Consider the following 23,368-nt stretch of genomic DNA (forward strand, 5'->3'; position numbering starts at 1 on the left):
AAAATCAATGGAAATCCAGGAAAAGACGGCCCGGCGTTGACTCACGGGATCTCGTGACTTACGAATATTCGTCACCCCGTTTACGAGATTTCGCAATGCCGGATGATCGGGCCGAACGCTATTTCCGCCACTCGCCGCAAGCCGAATTGATCTTCGATCCGGCCGAAGACCGGATCGTCGAGGCCAATATCGCCGCCTGCCGCCTGCTCGGTTACGACCATGGCGCCCTGGTCGGCCTCAAGGTCTCGGACCTGCACAAGGGGCAATTGCCCACCCTGATCGTCTTCACCCAGGCGGTGATGGCCCATGGCCAATGGTGGACGACGGCGCTGAAGCCCCGCCATGCCGCCGGCCGCGAGATCGGGGTCGAATATGTCGGCTCGGTCCTGCCGGTCGGCGGGGGGCGCGCCCTGCTGCTGGTCGCCGTCAGCGACCTCGCGGAACGGCAGAAGCGCTCCATCGACGCGGCGGCGGACGACTACATGGGCCGGGGCATCACCGAATGGCAGCATGTCGAGCGCGTCTTCCGCGACATCGAGCGGGAAAACCGCCTGATCCTGCGCGCCGCCGGCGAGGGCATCTACGGCGTCAATGCCGAGGGCAAGACCACCTTCGTCAACCCGGCGGCGGAACGCATGCTGGGCTGGAGCGCGCAGGAACTGGCGGGGCGCGACATTCACGGCATCGTGCACCACACGCGCCACGACGGCAGCCACTACCCGCACGAGGAATGCCCGATCTATGCCGCCTTTCGCGACGGCGCGGTGCACAAGGTGGAAGACGAGGTCTTCTGGCGCAAGGACGGCACGCCGGTCTGGGTGGAATATACCTCGACGCCGATCCGCGACCGCAATGTCGTCGTCGGCGCCGTGATCGTCTTTCGCGACGTCTCGCAGCGGCGCGAGGCGGACGAGAGATTGCGCGCCGCCCTGGCGGAGGTCGACCGCCTGCGCGAGCGGCTGGAACTGGAAAATGCCTATCTCCAGGAAGAAATCCGCATCGAGTTGAACGCCTCGGGCATCGTCGGCGCGTCGCCGGCGATCCAGGCCATCCTGCGCCAGATCCAGCTCGTCGCGCCGACCGATGCCACCGTGCTGATCACGGGCGAGTCGGGCACGGGCAAGGAGTTGATCGCCCGCGCCATCCACGAGGCGAGCAACCGGCGGGATCGCCCGCTGATCCGCGTCAATTGCGCCGCCATCCCGCGCGAATTGTTCGAGAGCGAATTCTTCGGCCATGTGAAGGGGGCCTTCACCGGTGCCCTGCGCGACCGGGTCGGCCGGTTCGAACTGGCGGACGGCGGCACGCTGTTCCTCGACGAGGTCGGCGAAATCCCCGGCGAATTGCAGAGCAAGCTGCTCCGCGTGCTGCAGGAGGGGCAGTTCGAGCGGATCGGCGACGAAGCCACGCGCAAAGTGAACGTCCGCGTGATCGCCGCCACCAACCGCGACCTGAAACAGGCGGTGCAACGCCGCGAATTCCGCGAGGACCTGTTCTTCCGCCTCAACGTCTTTCCCATCCAATCGGCCCCGCTGCGCGACCGGCGGGAGGATATCCCGCTGATCGCCCAGCACTTCCTGGCCCTGGAGAGCAAGGCCAGCCGGCCCCGGCCAGCGCTGGCCGAGGCGGACCTGCGCAAGCTCGTCAACCACGACTGGCCGGGCAATGTCCGCGAATTGCAGAATGTGATCGAGCGCGCGGTCATCCTGGCGCAGAACGGCCGGCTGGTCATCGATATTCCCGAAGCCCCCGCCCCGGCGGCCCGGTGCGGCGCGGAAACGGTGCCGCCGATGCCGCCGGGCACGATCATGACCGATGCCGAGTTCCGCCAGTTCGAGCGCCGCAACATCGCGGCGGCACTCCGGGCCGCCGACGGGCGCGTGTCGGGCGCCGGCGGAGCCGCCGAGCGCCTGGGGCTGCGCCCGACCACCCTGGCGTCGCGCCTCAAGGCCCTGGGCATCGAGCGCGACGGCACGGATTGACTAGAGCACGTTCGGAATGACCGTCATTCCAAACATGCTCTATCGCTTTGATTTTACGCATCTTCGGACGGCGACCCGGTTTCCACTTCGCCTGAAGATGCGCTAAGGCGGGGCCGCGCTTCAGGGGCCCCCCGCGATCTCCCCCAGCACCCGGCGCAGACGCGGTGCCGCGAAATCGAGAAAGCGGCGCATCTTCAGCGGCATCTGCCCCTGCGCCGCATGAACCAGGTGGACCGGCGGCGCCTCCCGCTCATAGGCTTCGAGCACGAGGCACAGCCCCCCGGCCCTGACCGCCCGCACCACCTGATAATGCAGCAGGCGGGCAAAGCCGACCCCGGCAACCACCGCATCCGCCGCCGCCTCCGCCGTGGTGACGAGGCGCGGCCGCACCGGCACCTCCACCGTCCCCCCGCGCGCGGGATCGCGGAAACGCCACAGCAGGGCCGCCTGGGGTGTCGCGGCGGCGACACAGGGCAGGCGGGCGAGATCCGCGGGGGTTGCGGGCAGGCCCTGGGCCCCGATCAGCGCCGGGCTGGCACAGGTGACCACGCGCATGGCGCCCACCCGGGTGGCGATCAGCCCGCTATCGGGCAGGCTGCCGATCCGCACCGCCATGTCGATCTGGCCTTCGATCAGATCGACATTGCTGTCCCCCAGCACCAGCCGGATATTAATCTCGGGAAACTGCGCCAGGAAATCGGTCACCACCGGCAGGACATGCAGCCGGCCGAACAGCAGGGGCGCCGTGACCACAAGCTCGCCCCTGGGCACCTGAAACTCGCCGGCCGCCGAGCGTTCGGCCTCCTCCACCTGTTCGAGAATGCGGCGGGCAGCAGCGGCATAGGCGATGCCGGCATCGGTCAGGCTCAATTTCCTGGTGGTGCGGATCAGCAAGGTCGTGCCGAGGCGACCCTCGAGATCGGCGACCTTGCGGCTCAAGGTCGGCACCGGCACCCCCAGCGCCCGGGCGGCAGCGGAAAGGCTGCCCCGGTCGACCGCGGCCAGAAACATGGCCATGGCCTCGAAACGATCCATTTATTTACTCGAATTTCGAGAATATGAGCCTCAATTCCCCGATATTATCCGAACATCCGAGCAATGTCATGCTTCCTTCCCGTCAGGGGAGAGGTCCCATGTCCTATGGTTTTCTCGATATCGCGGTGACGCCCAGTGTCCGTGCCGTGCAGGCCGCAGCCGGGGTCGACGAGTTCTGGGAGCATTTCGCCGGCGATCGCGCCTTCGACCGCTTCACCGGCAACGAGGCGGCCTTCATCGCCGAGCGCGACAGTTTCTATCTGGCGACGGTCTCCGAAACCGGCTGGCCCTATCTCCAGCATCGGGGCGGGCCGCGCGGCTTCCTGAAGCTGCTGGACGAGCGGACGCTCGGCTTCGCCGACTACCGGGGCAATCACCAGTTCATCAGCGTCGGCAATCTGGCGGCCAACGACCGGGCCTGCCTGTTCCTGATGGATTATCCCCGCCGCACCCGCCTGAAGATCTATGCGCGGATCGAAGTCCTGGCCCTCGATACCGATCCCGTCCTGGCCGAGCAGCTTGCCGTGCCCGGCTACCGCGCCCATCCCGAGCGCCTGTTCCGCCTGCACCTGCAGAGTTTCGACTGGAACTGCCCGCAGCACATCACGCCCCGCTTCACGGAAGAGGAGGTGGCGGCGGCAGCCCGCGCCCTGCATGAGCGCATCGCCCGGCTCGAGGAAGAGAATGCCGGCCTGCGCGCCCGCCTTACTGCCGAGGAAGACAGACGATGAGCCTTGACCGCCCGCCCCTGCCGCCCTTCACCCTGGAAACCGCCGCCCAGAAGGTCCGCCTGGCGGAGGACGGCTGGAACAGCCGCGACCCCGAACGGGTGGCGCTGGCCTATACGCCCGACAGCCGCTGGCGGAACCGCGCCGAATTCGTCGAGGGACGGGCCGCGATCGCCGAATTCCTGACCCGCAAGTGGCGGCGCGAGTTGGAGTACCGGCTGATCAAGGAACTCTGGGCCTTCCGGGACAACCGGATCGCGGTGCGCTTCGCCTATGAATGGCACGACGACAGCGGCAGCTGGTTCCGCTCCTACGGCAACGAGAACTGGGAATTCGACGCCCACGGCCTGATGCGCCTGCGGATCGCCTCGATCAACGATCTGCCGATCGCCGCGGGTGACCGACTATTCCATTGGCCCCAAGGCCGGCGGCCGGACGATCACCCGGGCCTCGCTGATCTCGGCCTTTGACCGTCTCCGCGGCGGGCTGCTTCTGCCCTTGACGCCACGCTTCCCTGTTGCTTCCGCGGCCCCTGCGCCATGATCGGGAATGACAACAAAAAGCCCGCCAAGCTGTTGCTTGTGCGGGCTGATATTGGTTGCGGGGGCTGGCAACCACCTTTGCAGAACTCGAATAATGCCCCAGCCTGATATGGGCCCCAAAGGCCACCGCAAGAGCGAGGGAGTGTAATCATGCCCCTCGAATCTCGTTCGCTTGAGGACCCGCTGTACGCTCTTCTTAAAGAAGTAACCGCATACACGCTCGAGTCATATGAGATCTGCCGGCAGTCCCAGGCAAACAGCACGACCAGACAACATGCGCATCGGGAGATGCGGCGCCTTATGGCAACGGTGGAGGATCCTCAAAAAGGATCCCGGTCTATCAACACCCTCATTCGGCGGCGTCATTCAATCCGGATCGCCTTTGCGCTTGCTATGCTGGAGGTGAAAGCCCGGCTTTGTCCGCATGGCACCCTGATCCGCAATGGCCGTTCGTCGGCATATACGCTCCTCGGCAGACTTCGCCAGCTTTGGCTCTGGAGCAATCGCCCTCTATCAGAGATCCTGCCTCTCGACCAGCGAGCCCGCCGCCGATCGAAATGCCAAGTGCTGCGTCAAATGCCGAAAGGCGAACACTGGCAGTACAATATTGTAGAAGGCATCCGCCAACCCGCCAACCGGATCGGTGCCACGCTGCTTGCCATTACAGGTGCTCGGCCCTGCGAACTGGAGCGGGGTGTTCATATCGACCACCAACCAAACGGCTTCATAAGCATCACGATCAAGACCGCGAAAGACCGCGCAGGCAACCATCGGGCTTTTCGCATAGATCCTTCCGAGCCTCTTGCTTCGGAACTCACCAATGTCCAGGGCGAATTCCGCGTTTCTGCCGAGGCTCTCCGTGCCGCCGTCCGCCGTTCGGCGATCGCACGTTTCCCCAATGCGAAATTCAGCCCCTATGTCTTTCGCCATTCATTCGCTTCGATCGTAAAGAGAGCACTTGGTTGCCTGGAGGCCGCAAGGGCGCTGGGGCACGCCGACGCCAAGATCAGCACACGATATGGGGCGGCAAGGCTCGGCAGCAGATCCGGCGGGATCTTTCCGCCGGTTGCGATCGAAACGACAAAGCCGGTACGCCCGCGGCCTCACTGGACTTGGCCAAGCCTCTCGGTATCAACGCCACAGATTTGATCCCTTGAATTTCAATACCAAGACGCACCGTTGAAGACGGTGGCCGACAGGCTGTGAGTTTTTTTTGCCCCTCTCAGCGATCTCGGCCAACCTTGGCGCTGGCCCGCCCCACGGGACGCGGCCTCGCACCTCACAATCCACCAGAAACAATTCCGACCGTACCACTCACCCGCGCCAGCATTGCTCATGCGACTGTAGCCCCGATTCACGGCCGGGGAATGAGGTGTTCAACATTGTTCAAGCCCGGCCAGGCCATCGGAGAACGGTGTTTGTCCAGGGCGCCCGGCGTGTGAGCCGGCCGGGCCGCCTCGCACCTGTTGTCCGGCATGTTCAGTGATTACCCCATCTGTAGGCGTGCCGCCGAGCGGCAGCGGTGAGTGAACATCGCCCCTTGACTCAGATCTGAAAAGATCATTATTGAACATATATGTTCAATAATACTCTTCAGAGATCGAATGCTCGACTCCCTGTCCGCCACAGAAGCCCGCATCCATGATGCCGCCCTTCGCCTGTTTTCCGAACGGGGCGGGATGCAGGTGACCATACGCGAACTGGCGGATGCCGCCGGGCTCGCCCGGGGGACGGTCTACAACAACCTCCCCGACCCCTCCGCCCTGTTCGAGAGCGTCGCCGTCCGCCTCGGCGAGGAAATGCACGAGCGGGTAAACCTCAGCTTCGAGGGCATCGCCGATCCGGCACACCGTCTCGCCAACGGCCTGCGTCTGTTCATCCGCCGCGCCCATGACGAACCCCATTGGGGGCGTTTCATCGTCCGCTTCGCCATGACCACCGCAGCGCTGCGGCAGATGTGGGAAGGGCATCCGCTGCGCGACCTCGGCGACGGCTTGAGCGAGGGCCGCTACCGCTTCCGGCCGGAACAGGTGCCCTCGGTCCTGGCCATGGTCGCCAGCAACGGCCTTGCCGGCATGTTTCTGGTGCTCGAAGGCCATAAGACCTGGCGCGAGGCCGGCAGCGATGCCGCCGAACTGATGCTCCGCGCCATCGGCATCGACGAAGCGGAAGCCCGGCGCATCGCCGCCGCCGAACTGCCGCCGCTGCCGGAATGGCCTGCCCGGGGAGAGAGGCGATGACCATGGTCAGCGGACCGGCCGACATCCTGGCGATCGAGCGGGTGCCACTCGCGGATCGCCGTATTCCCGCCACCCCTTACGATATGCTGGTGGCCGGCGCCGCGCTGGCCCCCGATGCTCCCGCCCTGTCGTTCTTCGCGGCGGCGAAGGATTTCGGGAGGCCGGCCGTCTGGCGTCATCGCGACCTGATCCGCGATATTCACCGTACCGCCAACATGTTCCGCCGCCTGGGCATCGGCCGGCAGGATGTGGTTGCCTTCGTCCTGCCCAACCTGCCCGAAACCCATCTGACCATCTGGGGCGGCGAGGCGGCGGGCATCGTCTTCGCCATCAACCCCCTGCTGGAAGCGGCGCAGATCGCCGAACTGCTGCGGGCCGGGCGGGCGAAATGGCTGGTCACCCTGGCACCGACGCCGGGGGTGGATCTCTGGCAGAAGGTTGTCGCCGCCGCGGCTTCGGTCCCCACGCTGGATGGCATTCTCAGCGTCGGTATGGGGCCCTATGTGAAGGGGGGCGCCGGCCTTGCCCTGCGCACCCTCGCCCGCCTGCGCCCGCCGAAGGCAACTGTCCCCGTCCTTGACTTCCGCCGGACCATGGCGCGGGAAGCGGGCGGCGGGTTGAACTTCGCGCCGCCGTCGGGCGGCGACATTTCTTCTTATTTCTGCACCGGGGGCACGACCGGCCTACCCAAGATCGCGCGCCGCACGCATTTCTCCGAAAGTTTCGATGCCTGGGCGATGACCCGTTTCGTCGAGGGCGGCTTCGCCCCCGGCAAGTCGATCTTCTGCGGCCTGCCGCTCTTCCATGTGAACGGCCAATTGGTCACCGGCCTTGCCCCCTGGTCGCGCGGGGCCCATGTGGTGATGGGCACGCCGCAGGGCTATCGCGGCGAGGGCGTGCTGAAACAGTTCTGGACCCTGGTCGAGCATTACCGGCTCAACGCCTTCTCGGGCGTGCCCACGGTCTATTCCGCCCTGTTGCAGGTCCCGCTCGACGGCCACGACCTTTCCAGCCTCGACCTGGCGCTCTGCGGTGCTGCGCCCATGCCGGCCGAACTGTTCCGCGACTTCCAGCGCCGCACCGGCGTCCGCATCCTGGAAGGTTACGGCCTGACCGAGGGGGCCTGCGCCTCCGCCTGCAACCCGCCGGGGGCGGCGGCACGGGTCGGCTCGATCGGCATCCGCTATCCCTACCAGGACATGAAGGCGGTCGTGCTGGACGAGGCGGGCCGATATCTTCGCGATGCCGCCGTCGACGAGGTCGGGGTGCTGGCGATCGCGGGGCCCAATGTCTTCGCCGGCTATCTGGAGCCCGCCCATAACGACGGCATCTGGATCGACCATCAGGGCCGGCGCTGGCTCAATACCGGCGATCTCGCCCGCCAAGACGCGGATGGCTATTTCTGGCTGACCGGCCGCCGGAAGGAATTGATCATCCGGGGCGGTCACAACATCGACCCCAAGGTGATCGAGGAGGCGCTGCACGGCCACCCCGCGGTGGCGCTCGCCGCCGCGATCGGCCGGCCGGACCCCCATGCCGGCGAAGTTCCGGTGGCCTATGTCCAGTTGAAGCCGGGGGCCGCGGTCCGGGACGACGAATTGCTCGCCTTCGCGACCGAAACCATTCCCGAGCGGGCGGCCTGGCCGAAGGCCGTGCGCCCTATCGCCAGCCTGCCGACCACGGGCGTCGGCAAGATCTTCAAGCCCGCGTTGGCCATCCGCGAGATCGAGGATGTGATCCGCCGGGAAGCCGCCACGGCCGGCGTCACCCTCGCGGCGCTCGACGTGGTGCAGGACACGAAGCGCGGCCTGCTCGCCCGGATCGACGCCGGCGAGGGTGGCGATGCCCTGAAGGCCATCCTCGGCCGCTATGCCTTCGCGACGGAGTTCACCCGATGACCCGACTCATCACCCGCGCGGCCGAGCCGGTCGTCAGAATCGCCGATGTCGCCTATCTCCGCTTCGGCCGGCGCGACCTCGACACGGCAACCCGCTATTTCGCGGATTTCGGTCTCACAGTCGCCGCCCGCGGCGCGGATGCCGTCTATTTCCGGGGCGTGCTGCCGCAGGCGCATATCGTCATCGTCGAACGGGCGCCCCACGACAGCTTCCTCGCCCTCGGTCTTCGCGCCGCCGGGGATGGCGACCTCGACCGTCTCGCCCGGGCCCACGATGAGGACGTGCGGACGAGCGCCGAGCCCGGCGGCGGCCGCATCCTTTCGTTGACCGATCCTTCCGGCTTCCGGGTCGAGGTGGTTCATGGCCTCGCCGCCTTGCCGCCGCTGCCCCATCGCCAGCCGAGGGTATGGAACTATCCGGGGCAGAAGAACCGGGTCAATGCCCCCCAGCCCGCGATCCCCGAACCGGCCGAGGTCTTCCGCCTCGGCCATGTGGTGATGCAGCGCCAGGAATTCGCCCGCAATGCCAATTGGTATGTCGAGAATTTCGGCCTGATCGCCAGCGACGTCGAGATCCTGCCGGAAAGTCACGAGCCGGTCCTCGCCTTCCTGCGCTGCGACCGGGGGGCGGAGCCGGCGGATCATCATTCGATCGTGATCGCCTCCGGCCCGCGCGATCACTACGACCATGCCGCCTTCGAGGTGCTGGACCTCGATGCGGTGGCGCTCGGCGGCGAATATCTGTTGCGCCGGGGCTGGGTGCAGAATTGGGGCGTCGGGCGTCACATCCTGGGCTCCCAGGTCTTCAACTACCACTTCGATCCGGCCGGTTTCGCGGTCGAGCATTATGCCGACGGCGACGTCTTCGATACCCTATATCCCACCCGTTTCCATGTCACGGGCAAGGAAAGCATCTACCAGTGGGGGCCCGAAATGCCCCGGCATTTCATCGACGGCCGCCCGTCGCTGGAACTGATCGGGTCCATCGTCAAGGGATTGCGCCACCGCGCCGATTTCAGCCTGCGGCGGCTCGCCGCGCTCAAGAAAGCCTTCGACATTCCGCCCCGGCCCTGGGCCGGCAAGACCATTCGCAAGCCCAAGGCGCGCTGAGGAGAGACATCATGGCCACCAATATCGTCCGCTTCGTCCATCAGGGGCGAAGCGCCTGGGGGGTCGCGTTGAACGGGGGCATTGCCCCGCTCGCCGGCACCTATGAGACCACGGCCGACCTGATCGCCCGGGGCGAAGACGACTGGCGCGCGGCGAAGACAAGGCCGGCCAGCCTGCCCTTCCAGGCGGTCGAGCTGCTCTCGCCGGTCACGGCGCCGGCCCGCCTGCTGTGCCAGGGGGCCAACTATCGCCGGCACATGATCGAATCCGGCCTGAACCCGGACGAAAAAGCCTTCAACATGTTCTTCGAGAAGGCGGACTGCACGCTGAACGCCCCGCACGGCAAGGTCGTGCGGCCGGCCCATGTCCGCCTGCTCGACTATGAAATCGAACTCGCCCTGGTCTTCGGCAAGGCGATCAGCGGTCCCGTCACGGTGACGGCGGACAATCTCGCCGATCATGTCTTCGGCCTCGCCATCGCCAACGACATCTCCGCCCGCGACGTGCAATTGCCCCAGATGCAATTCTTCAAGGGCAAGAGCTATCGCGGCTTCTGCCCCGTCGGCCCGCACCTGGCGGTTCTGGAACGCGAGGAATTCCGCTACCTCGACCACCTGACGCTGTCGCTTGCCGTCAACGGCGAGATCCGCCAGCAGGACGAGACCGCCAATCTCGTCTACAAACCGGCGGAGACGATCAGCGAGCTTTCGACCTTCAGCGACATCGCGCCGGGCGACATCCTGCTGACCGGCACGCCGTCCGGCTGCGCGCTCAGGGTGCCGCCGCCCTTCGTGCGCAAGCTCACCCAACTGGTCCTGCCGGAAAAGAAAGTCTGGGCGGCGTTCGGCCGCATGCAGGCGAAGCGCCCGCAATACCTGAAGCCGGGCGATGTCGTCACCGCCACCATCGCCAGCGCCGACCGGGTGGTCGATCTCGGCGAACAGCGCGTCACCATCACCGCCTGACCCAGGAACGAAGCGCGGGGAGAGCGTCATGGAGCAAAGCGAGCCGGCCCCGACGCCGGCGACGGAGGTCGCGATCGTCGGCTTCGGGCCGGTCGGCGCCGCCATCGCCAACCTGCTGGGCCGCTACGGCATCGAGACCGTGGTGATCGACAAGTCACCGGACATCTTCATGGCGCCCCGCGCCATCGCCCTCGACAATGAGGCCCTGCGCATCCTGCAATGGGTCGGGCTCGACGAGACGGCCTTCGCCCGGATCGCGATCCCCGTGGTGCGCATGCGCTCGCCGCTGCTCGGCGAATTCGGCCGCGTCAATACGCTCGGCTGCATCGACGGGCATCCGAAGCTGGTGACCTTCCACCAGCCCGATCTGGAAGCCGCCTTGCGCCGGGCGCTCGAGTGCCACGGCCATGTGCGCTCCATGCCCGGGACCGAGTTGCTGGGTTTCACGCAGGACGCGGATGGAGTGGTCCTTCAGCTGCGGCGCGGCGATGGGGCCCCCTTCACCCTGCGCAGCCGCTATCTCGTCGGGGCGGACGGCGCCGCCTCCCTGGTCCGGCGGCTGATCGGCGAGCGTTTCGATGGCGCGACCTATGCCGAGGATTGGCTGATCGTCGACGCGAAACATGTCCCGGCGCCGATCGACCATGTCGAATTCCTCTGCGATCACCGGCGGCCGACACCCCATATGGTCGCCCCCGGCGGGCGCGAGCGATGGGAATTCATGCTGGCCAGGGGTGAAAGCCGGCAGGATTTCGAAACCGACGCGCGGATCGCCGAATTGATCCGCCCTTGGACCGGCGGCCGGCCGGTGGAGATCGAACGCCGCGCCGTCTATCGCTTCCATGCCAGGGCGGCGAAAGCCTTCCGGCGCGGGCATGTATTCCTGGCGGGGGATGCCGCCCATGTCACACCGCCCTTCGTCGGCCAGGGCTTGGTCGCCGGCCTTCGCGATGCCGCCAATCTCGCCTGGAAACTCGCCTTCGTGCTGCGGGGCCATGCGGGCGAGGCCATTCTCGACAGCTATGACCAGGAACGCCGGCCCCATGCCGCCGCGATGATCGCTTTCGCCCGCTTCATGGGACGGCTGGTCATGCCGACGAGCGCCGCCCGCGCCCTGATCGTCCATGGCATCATGCGCCTGACGCGGCTGATCCCGCCGCTGCGCCGGCATTTCGAGGACCTGGGCGTCAAGCCCAGGAACCGGTTTGCCGCGGGCCTGTTCAGGCGCAGCCACCACCGCTGCCGGCTGGCCTGCGGCGAGATATTGCCCCAAGGCCTCGTCCGCGACGAAACCGGTTCGCTCCGCCTCAGCGACGATGCCCTGGGCGCCGGTCTCGTGCTGATCGGCTTCGGCACCGATGCCGTCTTCGGCCTGGAGCGGGAACAGCAGGCGGCCCTTGCCGCCGCCGGCGGCAGCGTGGCGCAGGTCTGTTTCCGGGGCCAGCACCTGCACCGGGCGGCAAGCGGCACCGTTCTCGAAGATCTGACCGGTACCCTGATCCCGGGCGCCGCTCCGGAAGGCTGGGTGGCCCTGGTCCGGCCGGACCGGACGATCCTGCACCAGGGACCGGCCGCCGAAATCGGGCGGATCCTGGCCGAGGGCCTCGCCCTGCTCTCGGCGCCGGGCCCTGGCATGGCCGAGGCAAGGAAGATCGCGGGATAGAGGATCGGCACTCCGATTGCATCAGGTGCCAATAATAAGAACATATATGTTCATTAAAGACTTTTTTTGTCCGTATTCTCGCGCTATTACCCGATCAAGAGATCATCAGGATCGATTGGTCAGGAGGGGATGCCTTGAACAGCGGCCGCGGCAGAATCGATGTCCATCATCACCTCGTTCCGCCGGCCTTCGTGTCGGTCATGGAGCGGCGGGGCATCACGAAGGTTGCCGGCGCCCCGCTGCCGAAATGGAGCCCGGAAGCCTCCCTCGATGTGATGGACGCAAACGGGATCGAGGTCGCCATCACCTCGCTCTCCGCCCCTGGCGTGCACTTCGGCGACAAGCGGGAGGCGATCGACCTCGCCCGCCGCTGCAACGACTTCGCGGCCGAGATGGCTGCCCGCCATCCCGGCCGCTTCGGCAATTTCGCCGTCCTGCCCATGCCCTTCACGGGCGAGGCCTGCGTCGAAGCCGCCCGCGCCCTCGACCATCTGGGTGCGGACGGGGTGGTTCTTCTCGGCAGCACGGATGGCATTTTCCTGGGGGATTCCCGCTTCGACGACCTGATGGCGGAACTCGACCGCCGGGGTGCGCTGGTGTTCGTCCATCCGAACCTGCACGCGACGAGCGGGGCGATCGGCCTCGACATGCCGGGGTTCCTGATGGAATTCCTGTGCGATACCACCAGGGCAGCGTTGAACCTGATCCTGACCGGCGCCATGGAGCGCCATCCGCGCATCAATTTCATTCTGTCGCATGCGGGCGGCTTCCTGCCCTATATCGCCTGGCGGGCATCCCTGGCCAACATGATGGCGCCCTTCGCCGATCGGGCGCCCCAGGGTGTCCTGACCTATATCCGGCGGTTCTACTTCGACACCGCGCTGTCGCCCTCGCCGATGACCATGGCCGCGCTGCGGGAACTGGTCGATCCCGGCCATATCCTTTTCGGCAGTGACTTTCCTTTCGCGCCGGCACCGATCACCGCAACCCAGGTGGCGACGCTCGGCAACACCACGATCTGGAATCCGGCCACCCGCGCCGGCATAGACCGCGCTCATGCCCTGGCCTTGCTGCCCCGCTGGCGCCGTGACGGCGATGCCGCAGGCATCGCCCCGGTCAACCGCAGCCTTTCTCTGCGCGGCCGCATCCGTTCGGGTCTGACCCGGCCCGTCGTCGCCCTGGTTGAAGCCCTGCGCAACCGCTGAACGGACGCGACGGATTTCCGCCGGCCGCGCGCGGGGATCAGTCGAGCACGGCGAGATCCGGCAGGGGCCGCGAGGCGAGGCCCCTTGCCTCGTCGCGGGCGATGCCCAGGGAGCACAGCACCATGGCCGCGACCTCCGTGCCGGCATCTCGCCATGTCCGCAGGCCGTCGAGCACCAGGACGATCGCCGCCAAGGTGGAGCCGGCGATGACGCCGAGGGCGGCGGGAATCTCGTCCTCGGCGATAGCGTAGCGTCCGCCCGTCACCCCCAGGGTCAGGTCCTGCACCGGCGGCCCGCTCCAGATTTCCCGCAGCGACTTGTTGGTCATCGCGAATTGGACCAGGAAGCGGCCCCAATGCGGCTCCTCATGCGCGCGGCGGACATAGAGGCGGATGCCGATCGCGAGGCGCAGCGCCGGATCCTCGACGCCCCTGTAACTGGCGACGATCTGGCGGTCCATCTCGTTGGCCAGTTGCACCGCGATCGTCTCGAACAATTGCTCGGGCGAGGACACGTTCTTGTAGATCGTGCCCCGGACGACGCCGGAAGCGGCGGCCAATTCGCTGATGGTCACGTCAGCGGTGCCCTTCTCGGCGAAAAGCTCCAGCGCGGCTTTCCGGATGCGCTTTTGCGCGGCGCTCACCCTCAACGGACACACCCCATCAAAACGAACATGAGTGTCTGAACATGGGTAGAACGCCATCGGAGCGTCAAGCCGATTTTTCGGACAAATTCTCTATTGATTGAACATATATGTTCATTTAGAAGGATTTCATATCAAGAGGAAACGGATATGACCCAGGCGGAAAACACGGCCGGCATCGAGGCGGCCCTGGCCTACCGGCACCCGCCGGCCGCGCAGATGCGCCGCGCCATGGCTGTTCCCCGTGCCTGGTTCCATCCTGAATTTCTTGGCCTAAAGGCGTTGGACCTCTCCCGCCCCGCGCTTTTCGTCGGCAATCACACGCTGTTCGGCCTGACCGACGCGCCTCTGATGATCGAGCATCTCTACACGCGACATGGCGCGATGCTGCGCGGCCTCGGCGATCGGGGGCATTTCAAGGTGCCCTTCTGGGGCGAATTTCTCGGCAGGTACGGCATGGTGCTCGGCTCGCCCGAGATCTGCTCCGCCCTGATGCGCGCGGGCCGGCACATCCTGGTTTTTCCGGGGGGAGCGCGGGAAGTCATGCGCCGGCGGGGCGAGGCTTACAAGCTGATCTGGAAACAGCGCACGGGCTTCGCCCGCCTCGCCATCGCGCACGGCTACGACATCATCCCCTTCGGGGTCGTCGGCCCCGACGAGAGCTATCGCATCCTGTTCGATGCCGACGACATGACGAGGCCCGGCTGGCGCCGCGACCTTATGGAGCGCAGCGGCCTGATGAAGCTCACGCGCGGCGGCGACTTCCTGCCGCCCGCCGTCCTGGGCCTCGGCCCCACGCTGATCCCCCGGCCGCAGCGCTACTATTTCGGCTTCGGCGACCGTATCCCGACCGGGGAGATCCGCGGTCGCCAAGACGACAAGGATGCCGTCTGGTCGCTGCGCGAAACGGTTGCGGCCGCGGTCGAGGGGCAGATCGACCGCCTCCGGCACCACCGGGAACAGGACAGGCCCCGCACCTGGAGCCGGCTGCGGCGCTGGCTGGCGCCACTTCAGCAATAACGAGACAGAGGAGAAGAGAGTGACCGACAACGGGCCAGACGTCGCTTCGCGACATGTTACCTTCGGCAAGCGCAGGATCTTCGTCAGCGAAGCCGGCGAAGGCTATCCGGTGATCCTGCTGCATGGCGGCGGCCCCGGCGCCTCCGGCCTCTCCAACTACGGCCGCAACATCGGGCCCCTGTCGCGGCATTTCCGCGTGATCGTGCCGGACATGCTGGGGTACGGCCAATCGACCAAGGGCGTGGACCGCCGGGACCCCTTCGGCGACCTGGCCGATGCCATGCTCGGCCTGATGGATGCCATGGGCATCGAAAAGGCGCATTTCCTCGGCAATTCGCTCGGCGGCGCCTGCGCGCTCCGCCTCGGCCTCGACCGGCCGGGCCGGGTGTCCGCCCTCGTGCTCATGGGCCCGGGCGGCATCGGCACCACCCGTGCCCTGCCCACGGCCGGCCTCAACAAGCTGCTGGACTATTACAGCGGCACCGGTCCCAGCATCGAGAAACTGCGCAGCTTCATCCGCGAATATCTGGTGTTCGACGGCTCGGCGGTGCCGGAAGAGGTGATCCGCCAGCGTTACGAGGCCAGCATCGATCCGGAGGTCGTCGCCGCGCCCCCGCTCCGCCGCCCGCCGGGCCTCGGCGCTGCGCTCCGCATGGATTTCACCCGCGACCGCCGGCTGGCGAAAAGCACCATTCCCACCCTGGTACTCTGGGGCATTGCCGACAAGGTGAACCGGCCGAGCGGCGGCACGACCCTGCAGGCGCGAAAGCCCAACACCGATCTCTACCTCTTCGCCAATACCGGCCATTGGGTGCAATGGGAGAGGCCCGACGAATTCAACGCCGTAACCGCGGCTTTCCTCGACCGGCAGACACCGGGGGAGGCCCGGCGATGAGCAATGCAACCGATATCTTCGGTGCGGTCGGCATGGGTTACGTCATCGTCGAATCGGAACGGCTGGCCGACTGGCGCCGTTTCCTGAAACAGGGCCTCGGCCTGCACGAGGCGGCGGCGGACGACGATGCCCTCGCCTTTCGCGTCGATACCCATGCCCGGCGCTTCATGGTCCGGCGCGGCAAGGCGGAAGACGTCACCGCCTCCGGCTGGCAGGTGCGGGACGAGGCGACACTGGCAATCATTCGCCAGCGCCTGGCGGACCGCGGCATCGCGATCGAGACCGGCAGCGCCGAGGAGGCCGAATTCCGGGGTGTGACATCCTTCATCCGCGTGAAGGGGCCGAAGGACATGGCGATCGAACTCTTCACCGATGCCCTTCCGGCGGACGAGCCCCTGCGCATGCTGACCGGGGGCTTCGTCACGGGTGCAAGCGGCCTCGGCCATTTCGCCATTACCTCGAAAAAGCCCGAGAAGATGCTGCGCTTCTGGCAGGAAATCTTCGACGCGAGGCTGAGCGACCGGATCGCCCAGCCCATGGCCGGCATCGTCCTGGATATCACCTTCCTCCGCCTGAACGAACGCCACCATTCGATCGCGGTGGCGACCACGCGGGGCCTGCGCCTGGACCCGATCCGCACCCGTATCCAGCACATGAACCTGCTGGTCGAGACGCTGGAAGATCTCTCCGCCGCTTTCGAGCGCCTGACCGACCTCGGCTATGAGATGGCCCATGAGATCGGCCAGCATCCGAACGACAGGGAAGTCTCCTTCTACGTCCTCTCCCCCTCGGGCTTCGAGATGGAACTGGGCTGGAACGCACTCCGTGTCGACGAGGCGACCTGGAAGCAGGGCTACTACAACGCCATCAGCGTCTGGGGCCACAAGCCGGAAAGGAACTCCCCCGTCGACAGGCTCCTTCTCAACCTGGGCAATTTCCGGCGCGGCCTCGGCTCGCTGCTCAGCCCCGAATACAGCCCCCTGTGACAGGCCCCGCCATGAACCAGAAGAACCCCCAGGCCTTCGCGGCGGATGTCGTCATTTCCGGGCTCGGCCCGACCGGCCTCACCCTCGCCCATATCCTCGGCAAGCGCGGGCACAGGGTGATCGTCCTCGAGAAGGAACCGGTCTTCTACGGCAACGCCCGCGCCGTCTATACCGACGACGAATGCATGCGCATCTTCCAATCGATCGGCGTCGCCGACGAGGTGGCGGCGAAGATGATGCCGGAAACCCCGGTGCAATTCGTCCGCAAGGACGGCAGCGTGCTCGGCCAATACCGGCCCTTGAAGCGGATCTTCGGCTGGCCGGTGGTGAATTTCTTCTACCAGCCCTATCTCGAAACCCAATTGTCCGAGCTACTCGCCCGCTACCCGAATGTCGAGGTCCGGCGCGGGCGCGAACTCGTCGATTTCGACCAGGATGCGGACGGCGTGACCGTCACCCATCAGGTGACGCGGGACATCCGCTTCGGCGAGACGACCGGCGACAGGATCGAGCGCGATATCGACACGGATGCCCAGACATTGCGCGCCCGCTATCTCGTCGGCGCCGATGGCGGCCGCAGCCCGGTGCGGACCAGGCTCGGCATCGAGATGACGGGCCGGAATTTTCCCGAACCCTGGCTGGTGGTCGATCTGAAGCGCAAACCGGGACGGGATGGCCTGCGTCACTTGCCCTACTTCAATTTCGTGGTCAATCCCCGCCTGCCGGTGGTCAGTTGCGTGCAGCCGGACGGGTTCCATCGCTTCGAATTCATGCTGATGCCCGGCATGACCAGGGAATGGATGGAGAAGCCTGAGACCGTGCGCCAGCTCCTCGCCGATTACGTCGACCCGGACAATTTCGAGGTGAAGCGGAAGCTCGTCTATACCTTCAATGCGCTGATCGCGAAGGAATGGCGACGCGGCCGCGTCCTCCTCGCCGGCGATGCCGCCCATATGACGCCGCAGTTCATGGGCCAGGGCGCCTCCTCCGGGATCCGCGACGCCTACAACCTCGGCTGGAAGCTGAGCGGCGTGCTCGACGGTCTCTATGCCGACGGCATTCTCGACAGTTACGGCAAGGAACGCCACGGCCATGCCAAGGCGATGATCGATGTCTCCGTCTTCATGAAGGATGCGGTCTCCATGACCAACCCGCTCGCCACCCTGTTGCGGGATGCGGTGCTGCGGCTGGTCCGGGCCGTGCCCGCCATCCGCCGCTGGACCGAGGAAGGCGGCTTCAAGCCCCTGCCCGTCTACGCCCGGGGCCAGTACCTGGGCCTGAAGCGCCGGGGCCGCCATGGGCCCGAGGGCGCCCTCGCGCCCCAGCCGGAAGTCCGCCTGATCGGTGGCCGGCGCGTGCTGCTGGACGACATCCTCGGCGAAGGCTTCGCGGTCATCGGCTTCAACTGCGACCCCCGCGAAGGCCTTTCCGCCGGCCAGCGGGACGATCTCGCCCGCCTCGGCACGCGTTTCGTCACCCTCTACCCCTATGCCGGCCGCCCCCAGGGGATGAAGGATGTCGCGCGCTCAGTCAGCGCGGACCTGCCGGAGGTCGAGGACCTGGGTGGTCACATGGCCGACTGGTTCCGGAAGGCGGGCTATCGGGCCAGGGGCATCGCGATCCTGCGGCCCGACCGCTTCGCCTTCGGCCTCGCCCCGGCGGGACAGGCGGGGGGCATCGTCGGCGAATTGTTCCGGCAATTGGGCCTGCAACCGGCGCCGGCCCGGCGTCACGCCGCCTGAGGAGGGATGACATGAGCATGTTCGATCTGACCGGGCGGGTCGCCCTGGTGACCGGCTCGACCCGCGGCATCGGCCGGGCGATCGCCGAAGCCTTTGCCGGCCAGGGCGCCACCGTCGTCGTCTCCGGGCGAGGCCAGGCGACCTGCACCGCCACGGCCGAGGCGATCAATGCCGCCGGCTTGCCGGGCCGAGCCATCGGCATCGCCGGCGACATCGGCGAAAAGACCGAGGTGGAGCACTTGGCGGCCGAAGCGGAGAAACAGGCGGGGCCCATCGACATCCTGGTCTGCAATGCCGCCGTCAACGGCTACCTCGGCCCGATCACCGGCATCGGGGACGACCAGTTCCGCCGTATCCTGGAACATAACCTGCTCTCGCCCCTGTGGCTGGCCGGCCTGGTCGCCCCCGGCATGACGGAACGGAAGCGGGGCTCGATCATCATCGTCTCATCGGTGGGCGGGATCGTTCCGTCCACCATCCTCGGCGCCTATGGCGTCTCCAAGGCGGCCGATTTCCATCTCGCCCGGACCCTGGCGACGGAACTCGGCCCTGCCGGCGTCCGCGTCAACTGCATCGCCCCCGGGGTGATCCGCACCGGCTTTTCCCGTGCTCTGTGGGATAACCCGGCGATCGCGGGGATGGTCGAGCAGCGCTGCCCGATGCGCCGGCTGGGCGAGACCGATGACATCACGGGGGCGGCCGTCTATCTCGCCTCCGAAGCCTCCCGTTTCATGACCGGCCAGACCCTGGTGCTCGACGGCGGCGCCAGTCTCGGCGGCCTCTGACCCGAGGAAGACCGATGACCGGGAACAGCAATCTCGAAGCCGTGGCGAAGCGCCTGCGCGATGCCTATGCCGCCGGGCCCGTCCCGCCCTTGCGCGATGTCCTGGCCCCGACGGATGCCGAGGGCGCCTATCGCGTGCAGGCGATCAACACCCGCCTCTGGCAGGACGCGGGGCGGCGCATCGTCGGCCGCAAGATCGGCCTGACGGCGAAGGCGGTGCAGGCCCAGCTCGGCGTCGGCCAGCCCGATTTCGGCGTGCTTTTCGACGACATGGCCCTTGCCGACGGCGGCACGCTCGATCCCGCCGCCGTGATCCAGCCGAAGGCGGAGGCCGAGGTCGCCCTTGTCCTCGCCCGCGACCTCGACAATCCCAAGGCCACGATCACCGACGTGATCGGCGCCACGGCCTATGTCCTGCCGGCGATCGAGATCGTCGACAGCCGCATCGCCGACTGGAAGATCACCTTCGCCGACACGGTGGCGGACAATGGCTCCTCCGCCTTCTTCGTCCTCGGGACCGAGCCCCGGCTGCTCGCCGGCCTCGATTTGCGGACTTGCGGCATGGTGCTGGAGATCGACGGCGCTCTCGCCTCGCTCGGCGCCGGGGCCGCCTGTCTCGGCCATCCATTGAATGCAGGCGCCTGGCTGGCCCGGACCCTGGCGGCCGCGGGCACGCCGCTGCGCGCCGGCGACATCGTCCTGACCGGCGCCCTCGGCCCGATGGTCGCCCTCGCCCCCGGCCACCGGGTCACCGCGACCATCGGCGGCCTCGGCACCTGCGGCTTCCGCTTCGGTGAACGGGAATGAGCCCGCCTCGCCGCGTCACCGCCACCTGCTATCCCGTCACGTGCCGCGCGAACCTGCCGCGGGAGGCGGCGATGGCCTGTTGGCGCGGCCCGCACGGCCAGATCGCCAACAGGATCCGAAAACTTGAGACTGAAGGCGCCGCAGACAGCGCATTGCTGGTGCATAGCTTAAGCCGGCATGGCGCTCATCATCCTCGCCTTTGCAATGCCCCGAGCGCGGCCTGGTGGATGGTTCCGTTCGCGGCCATCAGAACCGTCTCGTAGCGCGGTGCATCCGTCAGGGGCCGCCCCTGCCAATCGGTCACCACGCCGCCTGCGGCACGGACTATCGCCAAGGGCGGCAGAACGTCGTAGTCGAAGACATGGCATTCGACCAGCAGGTCGATGCTGCCGAGTGCGAGAAGACCGGCCGCGTAGCAATCATGCGAGAAACGGGTGAAGCGCACGGTTTCGGCCAGCGCCTTGAAACGGCCGAGGTTCCGGTCGTCGAATTGTTCGAGAGCCGAGGTATAGAGGATCGCCTCGTCCAATGCGGTCGTGCCGCCGGTTCCGATCGGTTCGCCGTTCAAGGTCGCGCCCCTGCCGACGCCGAGCCATCGCTCGCACGTCAGCGGCTGGTTGATCAGGCCGAGCACAGGTTCGCCCCGATGGAGCAGCGCGATCTGGGTGCCGAAGGCGAATGAGCCGGACACGAAGGATTTCGTGCCGTCGATCGGATCGAGCACCCAGACCCAATCCGCTTCGGTCCGGCAGGCGCCGAATTCTTCCCCCCTGATGCCGTGATCGGGGAAATGCGCCTCGATCAGCCGCCGCATTGCGGCTTCCGCACCACGATCCGCGATGGTGACGGGGCTGGCGTCGGCCTTGGTGTCGATCGCGAGGCGCCGGCGGAAATGCGGGCGGATCTCTTCGGCAGCGGCATCGGCCATCGCGTGGGCCAAGGCCAGGAATTCCGGCGGGCACGCCTTTTCGTCGTTCATCCGGCGATCCTTTCGGCTTCGGTCGCAATGTCGCGCAACAATGTCCTGACGATGTCGACCTGCCGGTGGGCGGCGGCGATTTCCCGCCGCAGGCGTGCCTCCCGGTCGCCGTCCCCGATGTCCGTGATGCTTGGGGCGCGGAAGGGAATGAAGGCGTCCGGCAGCTCCGACGGGAAGCGCAGGGCGGGCGCGAAGTAGCCGTCCTCCTCCTCCAGCGCGAAGGCCCGAACCTGCGGCACGCCGTCGCCGAGGAGCAGCAATTCGATGAACAGGGCATGCAGCGGCAAATGCCCTTCCCCCGACCGGCAGGCAAGGTGAGCCCAGCCGCCGCGATCCGGCCGGATCCGGCAATCCTTGACGTGCACCTCGGTCACGAAGGGCGCCTGGATCGCCAGGGCCGCCAGCGGCAATTCGTAGGCATTGATCATATTGCCGAAATCGAACAGCAGGCCGAGACGCGGATTGGCGACCGCCTCGACGATGCGGACCAATTCCTCGGATTTCAGATCCTCGTGCTGTTCGAGCGTGTAGCGCAACCTGCCCTGCGGATCGAAGGCCGCGAGGCGCCGCAAGTCCGCGATCGTCCAATCGATGATCTGGGAGATGCGCCCCTCATAGCGCGGATAGCAGCGCAGCGACGTGGCGCCCGCCGCAAGCGCGATGCGTGCGGCATCCGAAAGCCCGGCCGCCGCCGTCGTGCTCGTCTCGACATGCAGTTCGAGGCCCAGCCGCCCCAGCGCCCGGCCGAAGGCGCAGAGCGCATCGTCCGACATCCGGCTGAGGCTTGCCTGCTCGCCGTCCTCGACGTGGATCTTGACGCCGGAAAGATGCTGGTCATGGGCGAATTCGGCCAGATCCAGCGGTCTCATCCCGCCGAAGCGCAGGTTCAGATGAAAGGCATAGGCATGGGCAAACAGTGGCGCGCACCGGGCGCGGGCGGCAAGCCTGATCCGGCTTTCGGCCGGAAGGGCCGCCACCATGGCCCGCCAATCCAACCCGGGCATGGCATTCGCTGACATATCCATCGCGATGGCGGCTCCTCCGCAGGCGATCGGTTCGGGGTGAAGGGTTTCGTCGGCCGCCGTCAGGCCGTCATCACCAGCAGATCGCGCCCCGACAGGCTGACCTCGACGGGTGTTCCGACCGCGGGCGGCGGACAATCGGGCTGGTTGAACGTATCGAGAGAGACGAATTGGCCGGCAATCGAAACGCGAATGCGGATCACGGAGCCAAGGAAATTCATCTCGGCGACATGGCCCGAAAGGATGATGTCGCTGCCCTCCCGGCGCCCCAGCGCCAGCGTTTCCGGGCGAAGCGCCAAGCTGATGCGGTCGCCGTTTCGGCCCGGCAGCACGCGGTTCAGTGCCACGGACACGTCGCCCAGCCGGACGCGGCCGCTGGCAGCCTCCATGAGATCGGCGTCAAGAAGGTTGAGGGTGCCGACGAATTCCGCCACGAAGCGCGTGGCCGGTCGGTTGTAGATTTCGAACGGCGTGCCGACCTGGTCGGCGACGCCCTGATGCATGACCACGATCCGATCCGACATGGAGAGCGCTTCCTCCTGGTCGTGCGTCACGAAGATGGTGGTGATCCCGAGATCGCGCTGGATGCGGCGAATTTCGTCGCGCAGGCTGACACGGATTTTCGCATCGAGCGCCGACAGCGGCTCGTCGAGCAGCAGAACCTGCGGGCGCACCGCAATCGCACGCGCCAGCGCCACACGCTGCTGCTGACCGCCGGAAAGCTGGAAAGGGTAGCGCCCGCCCAGTTGAGGCAGGCCGATCAATTCCAGCATCTCGGCCACGCGGGCGCGGATCCCGGCCTTGCCCTCACCCGCGATGCGCAGGCCGAAGCCGATGTTCTGCGCCACCGTCAGATTGGGGAAGAGGGCATAGGCCTGGAAAACCATGCCGATCTTGCGCCGGTTGGCCGCAATCCCCGTCACGTCGCGCCCGTCGATGCGGATCTCGCCGGAAGACGGCGTTTCGAACCCCGCCACCATGCGCAGCACCGTCGTCTTGCCGCAGCCCGAAGGCCCGAGGAAGGAGACGAACTCGCCCTTCTCGATGCCGAGATTGAAATCCCTGACGACACGCTGGGCGCCGAAGGATTTTTCAAGGTGATGGATGTCGAGGAAGGCCATGG

Annotated in this window: 21 protein-coding genes; 16 read left to right on the top strand and 5 right to left on the bottom strand. The window is 66.8% G+C overall.

Annotated elements, in window-relative coordinates; genetic code table 11:
* Positions 1–95 precede the first annotated feature (95 nt).
* Positions 96–1,982, top strand: coding sequence for a sigma 54-interacting transcriptional regulator (locus DKG75_RS20185; RefSeq protein ID WP_109922998.1), 1,887 nt, complete (start codon positions 96–98; stop codon positions 1,980–1,982).
* Positions 1,983–2,102: 120 nt separating this feature from the next.
* On the opposite strand, the gene DKG75_RS20190 is transcribed toward DKG75_RS20185, so the two are convergent.
* Complete coding sequence (locus DKG75_RS20190) at positions 2,103–3,017, bottom strand: LysR family transcriptional regulator (protein ID WP_109922999.1); 915 nt, start codon at positions 3,015–3,017, stop codon at positions 2,103–2,105.
* Positions 3,018–3,115: 98 nt separating this feature from the next.
* On the opposite strand from DKG75_RS20190, the gene DKG75_RS20195 reads away from it, so the two are divergent.
* The 9 genes from DKG75_RS20195 (at position 3,116) to DKG75_RS20235 (ending at position 13,367) form a co-directional block, all read left to right on the top strand.
* Positions 3,116–3,748: a pyridoxamine 5'-phosphate oxidase family protein gene (locus DKG75_RS20195; RefSeq protein WP_109923000.1), complete on the top strand. Its 633-nt coding sequence runs from the start codon at positions 3,116–3,118 to the stop codon at positions 3,746–3,748.
* A complete protein-coding gene (locus tag DKG75_RS20200; protein ID WP_109923001.1) occupies positions 3,745–4,215 on the top strand; it encodes a nuclear transport factor 2 family protein in 471 nt (156 codons plus the stop codon). The genes DKG75_RS20195 and DKG75_RS20200 overlap by 4 nt, the downstream gene beginning before the upstream one ends.
* Before the next feature lie 222 nt (positions 4,216–4,437).
* Positions 4,438–5,436, top strand: a complete 999-nt coding sequence (locus DKG75_RS22810) for a site-specific integrase (RefSeq protein WP_133637045.1) — start codon at positions 4,438–4,440, stop codon at positions 5,434–5,436.
* Between the two features lie 455 nt (positions 5,437–5,891).
* Positions 5,892–6,527, top strand: coding sequence for a TetR/AcrR family transcriptional regulator (locus DKG75_RS20210; protein WP_109923003.1), 636 nt, complete (start codon positions 5,892–5,894; stop codon positions 6,525–6,527).
* The gene (locus DKG75_RS20215) at positions 6,524–8,425 is read left to right on the top strand and encodes an acyl-CoA synthetase (RefSeq protein ID WP_109923004.1); all 1,902 of its coding nucleotides are present in this window, start codon (positions 6,524–6,526) and stop codon (positions 8,423–8,425) included. Before DKG75_RS20210 ends, DKG75_RS20215 begins: the two co-directional genes overlap by 4 nt.
* Positions 8,422–9,534: a VOC family protein gene (locus tag DKG75_RS20220; RefSeq protein WP_109923005.1), complete on the top strand. Its 1,113-nt coding sequence runs from the start codon at positions 8,422–8,424 to the stop codon at positions 9,532–9,534. Before DKG75_RS20215 ends, DKG75_RS20220 begins: the two co-directional genes overlap by 4 nt.
* An 11-nt stretch (positions 9,535–9,545) precedes the next feature.
* The gene (locus DKG75_RS20225; RefSeq protein WP_109923006.1) at positions 9,546–10,499 is read left to right on the top strand and encodes a fumarylacetoacetate hydrolase family protein; all 954 of its coding nucleotides are present in this window, start codon (positions 9,546–9,548) and stop codon (positions 10,497–10,499) included.
* 28 nt (positions 10,500–10,527) lie between these two features.
* Positions 10,528–12,162 (top strand): bifunctional 3-(3-hydroxy-phenyl)propionate/3-hydroxycinnamic acid hydroxylase, encoded by a 1,635-nt coding sequence (locus DKG75_RS20230; RefSeq protein WP_109923007.1) that lies wholly within the window; start codon positions 10,528–10,530, stop codon positions 12,160–12,162.
* Positions 12,163–12,296: 134 nt separating this feature from the next.
* Positions 12,297–13,367, top strand: coding sequence for an amidohydrolase family protein (locus DKG75_RS20235; RefSeq protein ID WP_109923008.1), 1,071 nt, complete (start codon positions 12,297–12,299; stop codon positions 13,365–13,367).
* 37 nt (positions 13,368–13,404) lie between these two features.
* On the opposite strand, the gene DKG75_RS20240 is transcribed toward DKG75_RS20235, so the two are convergent.
* Positions 13,405–14,010, bottom strand: a complete 606-nt coding sequence (locus DKG75_RS20240) for a TetR/AcrR family transcriptional regulator (RefSeq protein WP_208112203.1) — start codon at positions 14,008–14,010, stop codon at positions 13,405–13,407.
* A 150-nt stretch (positions 14,011–14,160) separates the two neighbouring features.
* On the opposite strand from DKG75_RS20240, the gene DKG75_RS20245 reads away from it, so the two are divergent.
* The 6 genes from DKG75_RS20245 to DKG75_RS20270 are packed head-to-tail and all read left to right on the top strand — an operon-like array spanning position 14,161 to position 20,244.
* Positions 14,161–15,030: a lysophospholipid acyltransferase family protein gene (locus tag DKG75_RS20245; protein ID WP_109923010.1), complete on the top strand. Its 870-nt coding sequence runs from the start codon at positions 14,161–14,163 to the stop codon at positions 15,028–15,030.
* A gap of 19 nt (positions 15,031–15,049) precedes the next feature.
* Entirely contained in the window at positions 15,050–15,925 is an 876-nt protein-coding gene (locus DKG75_RS20250) for an alpha/beta fold hydrolase (RefSeq protein ID WP_109923011.1), read from the top strand.
* On the top strand, positions 15,922–16,911 hold the full coding sequence (locus DKG75_RS20255) for a VOC family protein (RefSeq protein WP_109923012.1): 990 nt from the start codon (positions 15,922–15,924) through the stop codon (positions 16,909–16,911). The genes DKG75_RS20250 and DKG75_RS20255 overlap by 4 nt, the downstream gene beginning before the upstream one ends.
* Before the next feature lie 11 nt (positions 16,912–16,922).
* Positions 16,923–18,653: a bifunctional 3-(3-hydroxy-phenyl)propionate/3-hydroxycinnamic acid hydroxylase MhpA gene (gene mhpA, locus DKG75_RS20260; protein ID WP_109923013.1), complete on the top strand. Its 1,731-nt coding sequence runs from the start codon at positions 16,923–16,925 to the stop codon at positions 18,651–18,653.
* Between the two features lie 11 nt (positions 18,654–18,664).
* Positions 18,665–19,438, top strand: coding sequence for an SDR family NAD(P)-dependent oxidoreductase (locus DKG75_RS20265; RefSeq protein WP_109923014.1), 774 nt, complete (start codon positions 18,665–18,667; stop codon positions 19,436–19,438).
* A gap of 14 nt (positions 19,439–19,452) precedes the next feature.
* Positions 19,453–20,244, top strand: a complete 792-nt coding sequence (locus DKG75_RS20270) for a 2-keto-4-pentenoate hydratase (protein ID WP_109923015.1) — start codon at positions 19,453–19,455, stop codon at positions 20,242–20,244.
* Positions 20,245–20,431: 187 nt separating this feature from the next.
* On the opposite strand, the gene DKG75_RS20275 is transcribed toward DKG75_RS20270, so the two are convergent.
* Genes DKG75_RS20275 through DKG75_RS20285 form a run of 3 tightly spaced genes read right to left on the bottom strand, consistent with a single transcriptional unit; the run spans position 20,432 to position 23,366 of the window.
* Entirely contained in the window at positions 20,432–21,223 is a 792-nt protein-coding gene (locus DKG75_RS20275) for an inositol monophosphatase family protein (RefSeq protein ID WP_109923016.1), read from the bottom strand.
* Positions 21,220–22,383 (bottom strand): sugar phosphate isomerase/epimerase family protein, encoded by a 1,164-nt coding sequence (locus tag DKG75_RS20280; protein WP_133637041.1) that lies wholly within the window; start codon positions 22,381–22,383, stop codon positions 21,220–21,222. The genes DKG75_RS20275 and DKG75_RS20280 overlap by 4 nt, the downstream gene beginning before the upstream one ends.
* The gene (locus DKG75_RS20285) at positions 22,308–23,366 is read right to left on the bottom strand and encodes an ABC transporter ATP-binding protein (RefSeq protein WP_109923018.1); all 1,059 of its coding nucleotides are present in this window, start codon (positions 23,364–23,366) and stop codon (positions 22,308–22,310) included. Before DKG75_RS20285 ends, DKG75_RS20280 begins: the two co-directional genes overlap by 76 nt.
* Positions 23,367–23,368: the final 2 nt, after the last annotated feature.

This window comes from Zavarzinia compransoris (assembly GCF_003173055.1).
Taxonomy (GTDB): domain Bacteria; phylum Pseudomonadota; class Alphaproteobacteria; order Zavarziniales; family Zavarziniaceae; genus Zavarzinia; species Zavarzinia compransoris.

Coding starts and splice junctions, on each gene's coding strand:
- DKG75_RS20185 (WP_109922998.1), top strand. CDS start 96: ATGCCGGATGATCGGGCCGAACGCTATTTCCGCCACTCGCCGCAAGCC.
- DKG75_RS20190 (WP_109922999.1), bottom strand. CDS start 3,017: ATGGATCGTTTCGAGGCCATGGCCATGTTTCTGGCCGCGGTCGACCGG.
- DKG75_RS20195 (WP_109923000.1), top strand. CDS start 3,116: ATGTCCTATGGTTTTCTCGATATCGCGGTGACGCCCAGTGTCCGTGCC.
- DKG75_RS20200 (WP_109923001.1), top strand. CDS start 3,745: ATGAGCCTTGACCGCCCGCCCCTGCCGCCCTTCACCCTGGAAACCGCC.
- DKG75_RS22810 (WP_133637045.1), top strand. CDS start 4,438: ATGCCCCTCGAATCTCGTTCGCTTGAGGACCCGCTGTACGCTCTTCTT.
- DKG75_RS20210 (WP_109923003.1), top strand. CDS start 5,892: ATGCTCGACTCCCTGTCCGCCACAGAAGCCCGCATCCATGATGCCGCC.
- DKG75_RS20215 (WP_109923004.1), top strand. CDS start 6,524: ATGACCATGGTCAGCGGACCGGCCGACATCCTGGCGATCGAGCGGGTG.
- DKG75_RS20220 (WP_109923005.1), top strand. CDS start 8,422: ATGACCCGACTCATCACCCGCGCGGCCGAGCCGGTCGTCAGAATCGCC.
- DKG75_RS20225 (WP_109923006.1), top strand. CDS start 9,546: ATGGCCACCAATATCGTCCGCTTCGTCCATCAGGGGCGAAGCGCCTGG.
- DKG75_RS20230 (WP_109923007.1), top strand. CDS start 10,528: ATGGAGCAAAGCGAGCCGGCCCCGACGCCGGCGACGGAGGTCGCGATC.
- DKG75_RS20245 (WP_109923010.1), top strand. CDS start 14,161: ATGACCCAGGCGGAAAACACGGCCGGCATCGAGGCGGCCCTGGCCTAC.
- DKG75_RS20255 (WP_109923012.1), top strand. CDS start 15,922: ATGAGCAATGCAACCGATATCTTCGGTGCGGTCGGCATGGGTTACGTC.
- mhpA (WP_109923013.1), top strand. CDS start 16,923: ATGAACCAGAAGAACCCCCAGGCCTTCGCGGCGGATGTCGTCATTTCC.
- DKG75_RS20265 (WP_109923014.1), top strand. CDS start 18,665: ATGAGCATGTTCGATCTGACCGGGCGGGTCGCCCTGGTGACCGGCTCG.
- DKG75_RS20270 (WP_109923015.1), top strand. CDS start 19,453: ATGACCGGGAACAGCAATCTCGAAGCCGTGGCGAAGCGCCTGCGCGAT.
- DKG75_RS20275 (WP_109923016.1), bottom strand. CDS start 21,223: ATGAACGACGAAAAGGCGTGCCCGCCGGAATTCCTGGCCTTGGCCCAC.
- DKG75_RS20285 (WP_109923018.1), bottom strand. CDS start 23,366: ATGGCCTTCCTCGACATCCATCACCTTGAAAAATCCTTCGGCGCCCAG.